Annotated in this window: 3 protein-coding genes; all 3 read right to left on the bottom strand. The window is 69.1% G+C overall.

The genetic code is table 11. The annotated features are described in order from the left end of the window. Positions 1-15 precede the first annotated feature (15 nt). Positions 16-11,331 (bottom strand): filamentous hemagglutinin family protein, encoded by an 11,316-nt coding sequence (locus CDO46_RS00955; RefSeq protein ID WP_140416814.1) that lies wholly within the window; start codon positions 11,329-11,331, stop codon positions 16-18. Positions 11,332-11,516: 185 nt separating this feature from the next. Then, positions 11,517-12,512, bottom strand: coding sequence for a DUF4880 domain-containing protein (locus tag CDO46_RS00950; protein ID WP_176400624.1), 996 nt, complete (start codon positions 12,510-12,512; stop codon positions 11,517-11,519). A gap of 96 nt (positions 12,513-12,608) precedes the next feature. Further along, the gene (locus CDO46_RS00945) at positions 12,609-13,124 is read right to left on the bottom strand and encodes an RNA polymerase sigma factor (protein WP_087836703.1); all 516 of its coding nucleotides are present in this window, start codon (positions 13,122-13,124) and stop codon (positions 12,609-12,611) included.

Here is a 13,124-nt window from a genome sequence, read left to right as displayed (position 1 = left end):
GACCAGTCTCCACGCTCAGCGGTTGCGCTCCAATTGCCGTCTTTCGCTTTCCGTCAGGCGGGCAGCCAGGCGCGGGTCGATGTTGTGCCCCAGCCCGACCAGCTGGATCAGATGCCCCGGATCGTACCGCCGGTCCCCGCCAGCCTGCGCCTGGGGCCCGGATCGCGCCTCGCGGCCTTCGCCGCGGCTCTCGCTGGCCGGCTCGCCGCCGAAGCCAAGTACCCGAACGGTAAAGACGGATGGCAGGTTTTGCCTGGCCGCGACGCGCTCGCGCTGCACCACGTCCTGCGCGGCGGCGACGGCCTGCGATGCCGCCGCGCTGGCATTGGTCAGGGCGCCGACGTTGACGGCCGCCACCTGCGGCAGGCCCTTGCTCTGCCCCTTGACCTGGATGTTCTCGGCGTTGAGCACGTGCAGGGCCGCAATGTTCAGATTGCCGGCCACCCGCACGCCGGCATCGCCCGCGTTGACGGTCCCTTCCGGCGCGATCAGGTCCAGGTCGCCGTCGCCCACGGTACCGATGCCGCTGCCGCTCATGTCCGAGCGCTCGCGCATCGTCGTAAAGCCGTCGATGTCGGTCAGCACCTCCGGCGCCGATGGCACGCGCAGCGTCTTGGCGCCGCGCCCGGCATCGATATCGCCTTCGGTGGACCAGATGATCATGTCGCTGCCCTCGCGCCTGGCTTCGGGCACGAACGCCAGGATACGGGAGCGGTTCACCACGACGTCATTCCTGGCGAAGATGTCGATATGGCCGGAATCCAGCGTGACCAGGCCATAGCCTGGCGCGACCGTAGCGCCCAGCGCCGCCACCTGCAGCCCGCCCCCCGGCGTCAGCACGCTCACGTCGCCACCCGCCATGGTACGCAGCATCATGGTATTGGCCGCCACGCTGCCCCGCCAGCCGTCGCCAGGGAACAACGTCTCGATGGCCGCATGGCCGCGGTTGTAGCCGCCATTGCGCGGCAATCCGCCGATGCCGGGTTCGTTCTGGTCGCGCCCGGCCTCGCGCAGCTCGAGCAGGTACACCTGCCGCAGGAATTGTTCGCGAGCCAGTCGCGGCAGATCCTGAAAGCGCTTCCACGCGTCGAGCGGGGCCAGCGTCTGGCCGGTCATGTCCCGCATGTAGGAAACGAGGCCGCGCCGCACCACTTTCTCCTCCCCGCCGGGCCGGACCTCGATTCCGTCGGTCAGGTAGACCGGCAGCACGGCGCCCCCGTCGCCGGCGGCTTTCAGGTAATCGGGCATGGCCGCGACGTTCGCCGGGTCCAGATAGGCGGCCGCGAACGCGTCGTAGCCCGGCGCCTTGTCGAGCCCGGCCATCACGGTGATCGCCGCTCCGGTCGCCGGCAGGCCGTTGACGTCGGTACCGGGGATGGGCCGATTCGTGGCCGGATCGAACTGGCGATTGCCCACGGTCTCGACCGTCAGGTTGTCCGCATATACGTCGCGGCCCGCCGCCAGGACCAGCGCGCCCGGCCCCTGCACCACGATCCGGCCTGTCCCGTTGTTCAGCCCCCACCGGTCGCGCACCGGCCTCATCGCCAGGATATCGTTGCCGGCATCGATCAGCGTGATGTCGCTCGCCCGCACGTTGCGCGCATCGACCAGCAAACCCCTCACGTCCGTGCCGGCGCGTATCCTCATCTGCTCGCTGGCGGCCAGGTCGAGCCCGACGATCGACCCCCGCGCGGCATAGATGCGGCTGGGCTCATGATCGTCCGCCAGCGGCAATACGTCGGGGTTGGCGAGCCCCTTGTAGTAGGCATGCAAGCTGGAATACGGGCTGATGGCATTCTGCATCAACGCCATCAGATCGGCCTGGAACGGATTGCCGCCCCCGCCCGCGGGCATATCGGGCGAAGGCATCATCCCGGGAATCGCCCTGGCCATGACGATGCGCGCGTAGGGCGCCGAGCGCGTGGCATCGTCGATCACCTTGAAATTCTGGACATCGAAACGCACATCGCCGTCGGCGATCACGTTCAAGTCCATGCCCGCGCCGGGCATCACGAACATCGGTCCCTGGTTCTCCACATTGCCGTTGAGCGCGACGACGCGGGTCAGGGCGGGATAAAGATTGCCGCCCAGGCCGACGAGCCGGTCCTGGCCGGTGGTATTGCTGCGCAGGGACACGTCGCGGAACGCGAACTCGGCCTGGTTCACCAGCGTGACATTGCCGCCCGTGGAAACCAGGCTCAACGCGCTGCGTCCGGTATAGCCGCTCATGTAGGAACCGTGGTCGAGCCGCGGCAGGAAACCCGTGCCGTCATCGCCGTAGCGGATCAGCAGCGGGTCGATCACGGACTGCACGCGCAGGTCCCCGGCGGTGGCAAGGCGCAGCGTCGCATCGCCCAGCGCCAGCACGGGCGCGACGGGCAGCACCGTGATCCGCTCGTCGATTTCTCCCTGGTTGCGGGTAACGACCACATTGTGGCCGCTGGCGGTCTCGCCAGCGCGCAACTGGCCCGAGCCTCGCGCCACGTAGTACTGGCCGCCGCGGATCGCGCCGGCTGCTTCCACCTCCATCGATCCGCCGTTGCGGACTTCCATGGTGCGGGCCTCGTCGGCCGTCCGCCCGCCGCGCATGCGCATGGTCGTGGGCAGGACGACGACCAGGTTGTCCAGATCGCCGCCGGCGGAGACCTTCACGTTGCCGCCGCCCAGCGCCCCGACTCCCTGCTGGAAGGCGCCGTAGTTGATCCACCAGCTGGACTGTTCCGGCGGCAGATAGATGTAGCCATACGATCCGTCGGGACGAACTCCGTACTCGCCGCTGTTGTATTCGCCGAAATACATGCCTTCGCCGACGTTGCCCTGCCGGTTCAGCCACTCGACGAACCGCTGGCCGGAATGGCTGGCCTGGATGCTTCCGCCCGCCTGGATGTCCAGGTGGCCTCCCTGTACGCCGTACACCGCCGCCGGATTGGCCGTCGTGAAATCGCTCCACGTCGTCGTGTCCCGTCGGCCCGCGGTGTAGATCACCGACTCCTTGTGGGCCAGCACCAGATCGCGGCCGGCACGCACCTCGATATCTCCCGTGCCCGTGCGTACGAGCTTGCCGGCCCCCTCGTCGCCGTCCTTTCCCGTGCCTGCGGTGCCGACGCGCACGGATCCCTTGCCGTCGGCCTGCGCCGCCAGCGGACGCAGCGCCAGCGCATCGGCCGCCGCCAGGTCGGCGCCGGCGACAAGCCTCAAGTTCCATGAAGCAGTATCCCGCAGGACGCCGCCACGATCCGCACGGTCGAACCCATCGCTCAGGTGCCCTCCCACGACGAGGTCGCCACCCGCGCGCAGCGTAAGCGTTCCTTCCCTGGACGCGGCGAAATCGGTCAGCAGGTTCCAGTCGCTTTCGAGTGCCAGGTCGGCCGCGCTGCGTATCTCGATACCCGGGGCGAGCGTGATGCCATCGCCGCCCAGCCTGGCGGCGATGGTGCCGGCATTCGCCATGAACGTCCCGGCATCCTCTATCGCCGCCGCCTTGACCGCGTCGACCGAACCGCTGTCGTAGACGGCCACGCCCTCCAGCACGGTCGACCGCGCGCCGGCCACGGCCACGTCCAGCCGGCCGACCCGGACGTCCGCATGATCAACGGTTTGTCCGGCCCGCAGGCGCACCTTGCCGCCCTCCGCGCCGCCCACGTCGATGACGCCGCCGGCCAGGGCCAGTTCGCCGCCCGTCGCCTCGATCGTCACACGGCCGCTGCCCAGCTCGCCCGTGGCGCCTGCCAGGAGGCGGGCGCTGTCGCGCATGCTCACGCCGTCGCCGCCGATGACACGGATGGATCCGCCGTAGCCGGCTCGCGCATCGACGGTACCGGCGATGTCCACGGTGCCGGCGTCGGCGGTCAACAGGAAATGTTCGACGATGGTCGTGCCGTCGAGCAGGACATCTCCCTTGCGGACCCGGAACTCGCGGGTATGGTTGAAGCCCGCTTCATTCAATCGCACGTTGAGTGCCCCGAAGGCAGGCAGCGTCTCGATGTCCAGCGCGACCTTGCCGGCCTGTCCGCCCTCGCCCGCATGCGCCGCGATCGCGCCGTCCAGCATGACGTTGCCGCCGCCGGCCGCGGCAAGCGTCAAGGTCCCGGCGTTGCCGCCACGCGCGTCCGCCGCGAGATTCAGGCTGCTGCCCGCCCGCAGATCGACGTTGCCGCCCACGGCCGACAAGGCAATGCGGCCTGCATCCGCGAACTCGGCCACGTCGTAGAACGCCTTGGCAAAACCGCCGACATCGATGCGCGCCCCTTCCGCCACGACCAGGTCGCCATGGGTGGCCACCATTTCCACGGCACCGCCTAGCGCGGCGACATGTCCGTTCACGTCGATGCTTGCGCCCGTGAACGAAAGCCGGGCGCCCAGGCTGTCCTGCGGAGCAAGGCCGGAAGCGTTGCCGTCCGAGGCTTCGATCGCCAGGCGGCCCGTGGTCGCCAGATGCTGCGCGGCGCCGCCACGGCCGGTCACCAGCGGAGTCGCCAGCGTCAGGGCAGCCCGCCCGGCATCGACGCCGCCCGTCCCTTCCGCCACGATCTGCGTGCGGCCGGCGAAGGTCATGCCGTCGAAGCCGCTGAACCGCTTCGACCCTTCTCCCAGCACCAGCGTGTCGGCGTCCAGGACGAGATGCCCGCGGCCGGCGCCCGCCTCTCCCGCATGGCCGCCGCTGTTGGCCAGGACGATCGTGCCTCCTCTTACCGTGATGTCATGGTCGCCGTGGCCGGCGAACGATGCGCCGTCGAAGGTCAGCGAAGACACGCCGGCCTTGCCCAGGTCCAGCGACGAATGGAAATCGAAGCTGGAATAGCTGCGCAAGGTCAGGTGACGGGAGTCCGACAATTGGCCGAGCGTTGCCGTATCGAGCACCATGCCCGACCCGCCGCCAAAGCCTATGCGCCCCGCCGCCACCGACAGATCGTCGGCGGAAATTCGTGCGCCTGCAGCCAGCTCGGTCGTGCGTGTCGCATCGATCAGCAGCGACGCGCCGCCTTCCAGGACCGCGCCCGCCCCCACCACGGCCAGCCCGCCTCGCGTCGTATCCACATTCTGGCGAATGACCTTGAGCGCATCGCCATTCGCGACCCTGATCAGGGCCCCCCAATCGGCCGCGGGACTCGTCAGCACGTCATCCGCGGCATCGAGTTCGTTGATCACGCCATCCCAGTTATCGTCGAGATTGCCGTCGGGATCCGTGTAGACCGCTTGCCGCTGCGGCTGGACGACCAGATCCCCGGTGCCTCGGGCGGCGTCGCCGCGGGCATGGATCACGCTGCCCCCATCGACGGCGACGCGATCGCTCGCGGCCAGGATGATCTCCGGACCATACAGCGCCGACCCGGCATCGTTGCGGACGATGATGTCGCTGGCCGTGACATCCAACATGAGGCCCTGCGGGGCGCCCTGGCGGCGGCCGCCTATGAGCAGGCTGCCGGCGCCGAACGTCGACAGGCTTGCGGCGTCGATGACGAGATAGCCTTCGCCCCGCAGCGCCGCGGCGTCCTGCCCCTTGCCAAGAATGGCGATCTTTTCTCCGGCGATGTCCACGAGCCCGCCACGGCCTTCGCCGGCGGGCGCGGAGCGCAGGGAACCGTCCAGCAGCAGGGTCTGTCCGGCATTGAACACCACGGCGCCGCCGTCGCGGGGCAGGCGGGGCGTCACGATGTCCTGGCCGGTCAATCGGTACTGCGTCAGCTTGAAGGCATCGGACGAGAAGAACTCGTTGGCGAACGCTTCGTTGTATTCCGTGTAGCGCCGCACCGTACTGCCCGGCAGAACTCGCCAGACCGCCGCCGTCACGGGCTCGAAACCGTCATACGCGTTGCCCCGCCGCCCCTGCATGACGAGGCTGCCGTCAGGCGTTTCGAAGCCTGGCCGGTCCGGACCGGACCACGACCTACCCGTCGCCTGCACCGCGAAGGCGCCAGGCAGCAGGGCGTACCTTGCCGGCAAAAGGGTGTACCAGCCCGACGCCAGGCCGGGCCCGCCGGCCAGCCATACGCGCTCGCCCGCAGGCAGGTCGCTGAATGGCGCCGCTCCCGGCGCATCGGGCACGATCGCATACATCCCGGGCATGGCCAGCACGTCGTGCGATCCGCCCGGGCCGGGCACGTGTTCCCACGCATACAGATCGCCGCCGCCGGAAATGTCGACCACCGCCCCGGCGCCCACCGCCACGTCGGGCGCCTGCAGCGAAATGCGTTTTTCGGGCGGCACGGCCAGCATGGCCTGCGATGTGCTGGACCCGTCATCGGCTTTGGTCGGGTCCCGCCACTGCTCGTCGTTAGACAAGGTTCCGTACGGAACGGCGATACCGGCCCCGGCGACCGAGGTCAGGCTGCCCGCGCCCAGGACGAGACGCTGGCCGGCAACCAGCTCGATGGTTCCCAATGGCGCGCGCAGCACGCCGTCCTGCTGGATGACCGGAGCCTCGATACGTAGCGTGCCGCCCGCCGAAAGCGGCACCGGAAGGTCGCCGCCCAGGCGCTCGACCCGGATGGCGTTGCCGGCGCGCAGCGTGGCGGTCATCGCCGTGCCGGGATAGACCTGGCCTGCCTCCAGCACCAGGTCGCCGTCTACGTCCAGGTCTACCCGCAGCGCCTCGTTACCGGTCATTTGTTCCGGCAATGCGCTTCCCAGGCGGATCTCTCCGGCCCGGAAGCGGGTCTCGCCGAATCCCGTGATCCGGGCCCGGCCGCCGCCGGCCGCCAGCGCGGCGGCATCGGCCACGACATCGATCAGCTCCGCATTCAGCGCCAGCCGGCCCGCGCCGCCTTGCGCAACCGGCGCGGAACCGCCCGGCGTGGCCATCGCGCTCAGGGCGATGTGCGGCGCACGCAGCGACGACGAGGTCCCTTCGTGTCCCACCAGTTGCCCGCTCAAGACCATGGATCGGTTCGCCGACACGTCCACGCCATCCAGCCTGATGGCTCCCTGCACTGAATTGACCAGGGCCAGGTCCGCGAATCCTCCGGCGGCGAACGCGCCCGGCCTCACGGTCAGCGCGTGGATCTTGCCGGGACTCTGCAACACTTCCCGCAACAGGTCCGAGTAAAGCAGGCTGTCGCGGAAGAAATCGAGCGCCGCATCGCTCAGGCCGAATGCCGCCGGATCGAGCGGTTCGGATTCGAGCGCGGGAGCCGGCAGCCCTTCGGACAGCACCAGTTCCTTGCGGTCTTCCAGATGAGCCAGCAGGGCGGACGGAATCACGAAAGGCGCGGCCCCGCCGATCAACGGGCTCCAGTCGAAGTCCAGCGCTTCCTGCCAGTTGCTGTAGTCGCACACGCCATTGCCGGCCAGGCCATAGCAGTCGGGATCCATCCATTGCATCGCCTGCCGCAGCCTTTCCGCCGCGGAACCGTCGGGCCCGCTCGCCGCCTGCATGTCGAAGCGCAGCCGCCCCCCGGCGGCGCGAGGCCCGCCTGCCAGCCCGCGCAGCGTGCTTTCGACCAGCCCGGTTCCCGAGATCGAGATCGAGCCGCCGTTGCTGTCCAGCGTGACGGCCTGCGGATCGCGCGGTCCCCATGGACCGTACGACGGCTCGTCGATGCTTCCCGAGGCGCCCGAAACGTCCACCAGCCCTCCCCGGGCCAGGGCCAGCCTGGCGGTGTTGATGGAAATGGCGCCGCCGTCGCGCACCTCGCCCCGGCGCCAGCCGCGCGCGTCGCGATAGATCACCGGCGTGCCGCGCGCGAGCAGTTCGCCGCCGGCGGACAGCGTCACCTGCGTGCCGGCCAGGTCGATACGGCCGGAAGGCGCCTCCAGCCGGCCCGCCACCACCACGGTACCGCCGTTGACCCCGGCCGCCAGCGCCAGCGAGCCGCCCACCTCGGTGCGCACGCGCGCGCCCTGGCCCACCACGATGTCGCCGCCGCGGGTACCCAGGGACAAGCCCGACGCGCCGCGCGCCACACGCTGCTCCAGACGCGGCATGGTGGCAGGCAGGTGGTCCGCCAGGCGCTCTCCCGTCGCCAGCCGATGGTAGTCGAGCAGCGCCAGATCGAGCCCCACGGCGGCCTGCACGATATCGGCACCTTCGGGAATGACAATGTCGCCGCCGTCGGACATGACAGAGATGGACACGTTTCCGAAGCCATCCTGGGCAAACAGCGAAGCCGGCACGTGCAGTGCCGCATCATCCCGTTCCACCGCGCCGATCGTGACCGAGTCCGTCGTCATCAGAGCCAGGCTGCCGGCGTTTCCAAGCGCGTAGGCCCGCAGGTCCAGGGCCTCCAGGTCCATGCCCGCGCGCAGGCCGCCCAGACGCACGCTTCCCGCGTTGCCGGCCCGCAGTATCGGCTCGCCCCGCGAACCGCTTTCCACTCGCCCGCCTCCGGACACGTCGATGATCGCGCCGGGCGCGGCCACCAGCTCGCCCACGCCCAGGTCGACGGTACCGGCATCGATGGCCCATGCGGACGGCATCGCACCGTCGCGCCACCGGTTGACCCATTGTCCGCCGGCATCCAGCCGGCTGTCCGCGCCCAGGAACAGCCGGCCCGCGGAGGAGTCCAGCCGGAGGGATCCGCCCGGCGCCCGGATCGTGCCATCGATGTAGATGTCCGAGGTCGATCCTTCGCCCCCCGACACGAACAACGATGCCCCTGGCGACAGTTCCAGCACCGCATCCGCGGCCAGGACGAAATCGCCGCGGACGATGTTGAGGGCGATCTCGCCCAGGCCCGAGCGGCTGAGCCCATCGGCCAGCAGGTGTGTCAGCTTGCGCGATTTCGACGGGTCGGCCATGTAGAACTCGTCACCCAGGGCCGAAGTCGAGACGAAGTCCGCGCCCAGCCGCAGCGGATCGTTGCTGACGACGATCTTGCCGGGCGACCAGGGTTTGTCCTCGACCGAGCCGCCTCCGAGTTCGAGCCTGCCCCCGCCGTTGCCACCCGACTGTTGCCGATCGCCGATGATCGTACCGCCCCAGACCTCGCCTTCCAGCACCATCGCATCGCCGGCGAAGACCTGGACCGATCCCGCGTTGCGGCCTTCGACGTACCCCCCTTCCATCGCATTGGCGCCGATGACCGGACTGCGCCAGGTCTCCTTGACTCCCCAGCGCGGGCTGGACGATGCGTACTGGCCCGCGATGCCCACATACCCGATATCGGGCAGCGCACGGTCCATGGTGTAGAGCCTGCCGTCCGCCCCCAGCAGCTTGGTCGCCGTGTTGACACCGTCCGTGTACCGCACCGAGCCACCCGAGATGTCCAGCATCGAACCGCCGCGGGTGATGACCGAGCCGCCTGCCCGCATCGTGATGGTGCCCGCATCGGCCGACAGCTCTGCCAGGTCTGTCTTGCCCACGCCCACCCAGCCGGCGACGTCGCCCAGGGGCGTGCCTATCCACTCGCCCGGCACGTAGCCCACCTGGCCGCTGCCGTTGTCTTTCTGCACCCAATTGACGCCGGCCATCGGACCGTCCGTAAAGATGCCGTTGGCGCGACGGTCGACGATGAGCTTCGACCCCCGCAGCCACGAGTCGCGCAGCAATGGGGAGTCGCGCAACTCGTTGATGCGCAGCTCGACCTCGACGAAATTGCGTGCCATGGGCACCAGCACGTCCCTCACGCCGGCCACGCTCAAGAACGCGTCGCTGTCGATGTAGATCCGGCTGGCATCGCCCACGCTGCCGGGTTTGTACCAGGGCTGCTGGGTGAACAGGGGATTGACCGCCGACTCGATGTTGATGGTGCCGGCCGGCACCAGCACGCCCGCTTGCGGCTTGAGATCGATCAACTGCCCATACAGGTCCACCCGTCCTGGCTGGTAGCGGGTGGCAAGCGCGGAGGCTTCGATCTCGCCGATGTCGGATGTATCGGGCAGAACTTGTGTCACGCTGGACGGCCCGAGCGTCAGCGTGCCGGCCGACCAGTTCACCAGTTCGTTCATGCCGTCCGCATACATGTGCGTGCCGAGCCCCCAGGCACGCAGCAGGATGGAGCCGCTGCGATTGTTGAGCGCGGTCGTCGCGGTCAGCGCGCCAAGCTGCCGCACGTCGCGCGCCTGCAGCGTGATGTTGCCGCGGTCGGACCGGATGCTGCCGGTGTTGACCACCTCGTAGCCCACCTGCGCGGCGCGCTGGGCCATCTCGGGAAAGACCACATCGCGCAGGCCGGCCACGAACTGCGCATCGCCATAGACCGGCGACAGGCCCAGCGCTCCCGCGACCTGTCCGCCGGTGAACGCCCAGCCGGGCACGGCCGACACGGCGACGTCCAGGCCGCGCACGCCCGCGGGGTCGTCCAGGCGCGGCGTGGCCAGGAACACATTCTCTCCTGCCGCCAGGATGACCTGGCCGTCGGGCGCCGACAGAGCGCCGGCGTTGCGCACCTTGGGCGCGAACAGCATCAGCTTGCCGCCCTGCCCTGTGGCCAGCGTGGCGCCCGCCTCGACGACGACCTCGCCGGGCGGGGCTCCCGGCACGAAGCGGTCGATGGTTCCCAGCTTGTCCGGTGTCGTGCCGTCTCCGGGCTGGTACCCCGACTGCCCATAGATGACAGGCTGCTCGGTGGTGAACTCGCCGAACTGGGGAATGGCGAAATCGTTGCCCCCGTTGCTCATCCGCCGGGGATTGTTGATGCCCAGCTTGAACTGTTCGTCGGTCAGCCGCAGCGAGCTGGCCACCAGGGAGCGGGTATTCACCTGGCTCGTGCCGGTGAACAGGATGCCGTTGCGGTTGACGATATAGACCGAGCCTTCGGCCTGGATCCGGCCGGCGATCTGGCTGGGGCGGCCGCTGGGATCGTTCACTCGGTTCAGCGCGATCCAGGTGTTGGAGCCGTCGGCCTGGGCGCCTCCACGCTGGTCGAACCTGACCGTGGTGTTCCGGCCGACGTTGAACGTCTCCCAATTCAGGATCGCCTTCTCGGCGGTCTGGCCGATGACCACTTCGGTCCTGCCTGCCGACTGCGTCTGCACGGGAGCCTGGGCGTTGAGCCAGCCGGCGGTCAGGCTGTTCCCGTCCACCTTCAGGCCGCCCTCTCCCAAGCCGTCGACGAGGTCCGGGCCCCGGCCCCATGCGGCCTCGCGCGCCGCTGCCTGCACGGCCTGCTGTGCCGCGATCGCGCGGGCGGCCAGGTTCAGGTTCTCGTACGAGCGCTGCGCATTGGCGCGTTGCGCCGCATTGATGCCGGCCAGGCTGGATGCCGGCGCGCCGTTGGGCAGGCGGCCGGTCGTCGCGGCGTTGGCCTGCGCCGCCCCCTTGGCGGCGAACCATGCGGGGCTGAAGGCCTGCTGCGCCTGGACGCTTCCCACCATGCCGCCCGCCGCCAACGCCATGGCGATGGCGCGCGCCACGGGCGCCGGCTTGAAGTGCCGCCACTCCTTGCGTGTCATCCCACGTCCCATGTCGCCGCGCCCCCGTGTACCCATGACCGATCCCGCCAATAGTTGAGCCATTGCCATGCCGGCGGCATCGCCGCCGGCCGTATCCGCGCGAATCCCGCACCATCCGCCGGTGCGTTTCCGGATCCGATGCGCTAAGACGGAACGTGGTTTGGAAAAACCGCAGGTTTTTTCGATCAGCTGAGAATCAGCAATCCGCCGGGCAGCGAACGGGCGTGCAAATCGAAATTGTGTTGAAGCTGGGAAAGCGCCGAGTCGAGCGCCGCGATCACGAAACGGCCCGTTACCGGACGCTGTGCGGCCGCATCGTTCAGCAACATGATCTTCCCTGGGCGATAGCGGTTGATCTCGTCCAGCACGTCGCCCAGCCGGGTATGGTTGAAGACCAGCTCCCCCCTGCGCCATGCGGACACGTTGCCCGGATCGACCGCGGCCACTCCGCTCAAGGATGTCTCGTCATAGACGGCCTGCGTCCGCGCTTGCAACATGGCGCCGCCGGCCGGATGCTCGATACGGACCAGCCCGGCGATGCAGGTCACGCAGACCCGCCCCTTCAGGTTGCGCACCTCGAAGCTTCCCGTCTGCGCCGTGCTGCGGCCGGCACCGGCCATCACGGTGAAGGCCCGGCCCGCGCCGTCGAAATCGATGGCGGCCTCGCCCGCCAGCAGCTCGATGCCATGCATGCCGGTACCCGCGCCCTGTTGCCGGATGCGCGTCTGGGTATTGAGTGTGACGTTGACATGTGCAAGGCTCAGGGCCTGCTGCTCACCGGCGGCGGTGTGGAAATCGGCCCCCCATGCGCCAAAGGGCGGCCACACCCCCGCCGGCGGATAAAGCACCGCCACCGAAGCTGCCGCGGCCACCCCCGCGGCGGCCCCCAGGAACGCGCGTCGGCCGTGCCTCGGGACACGCAGTGTGCGCTCGTGAAAGACCGCGGCCTGGGCATTGGTTCGCAGCATCTCCGCCACCCCGGGGCCCAGTTCGTCCCACCGCCGCCGGACATCCCGGAATGCCTGCTGGTGAGCCGGGCTGGCATGCAGCCATCGCTTGAACGCCTCGGCATCCCAGGGCTTGACGTCGCCCGACGCGAGCGTGCGCAGCCACAGGCGCGCCTGCCGCTGGATCGCGTCGGCCGAGGCCGAAGAGCTGTCGAAAGATGTCGAGCGTCTCATCGCATGAACTTGTCGTGGGTGCCGGCCGTCCTGGCCAGCGCCGGCCGGATTTCCCATGGATCGACTATGACGGTTTGACGACCGCCATAACCGCAACTATTTTTCATTTGTCATCCGGGCATCCAGATATTCGTGCGCGCGCTTCAGATCCATCTCCACGGTTCGCAGCGACACGCCCAGGCGCCGGGCCACTTCCTTCTGCGCCATGCCTTCCAGGCGCACCAGCACGATGACTTCGCGCTGCCGGCTGGGCAGACGGTTCAACATAGCGACCAAGGCGGCAAGGTCGGAGCGCGCCTCGGCCTGTTCGGCCGGGCCGGGCGCCGGATCCGCCAGCTCCAGCAGGGCGCTGACCTCCTCATGCGGCAACGACTGGCCATGCCGGCGCTGGATGTCCACCGCCGCGTTGGCCGCCATGCGCATCAGATACGCCCTCGGACTCTGCACCGACCCGATGCCGCCGGACTTCTCGCTGTTCAACCGCAGCCAGGTGTCCTGCAACGCATCGCCGGCCAGATCGGCATTGCGCAGTACGCGCGCCAGCCGCAATTTCAGTTCGCCGTAACGCTTGGTCAGGTAATCCAGCAGAATGGGTTGCGCGCCCTGGGACAT

The organism is Pigmentiphaga sp. NML030171 (genome assembly GCF_002188635.1).
Classification (GTDB): domain Bacteria; phylum Pseudomonadota; class Gammaproteobacteria; order Burkholderiales; family Burkholderiaceae_B; genus Pigmentiphaga; species Pigmentiphaga daeguensis.
The sequence above is the reverse complement of the archived record's forward strand: the minus strand, read 5'-3'. Positions and strand labels throughout refer to the sequence as shown.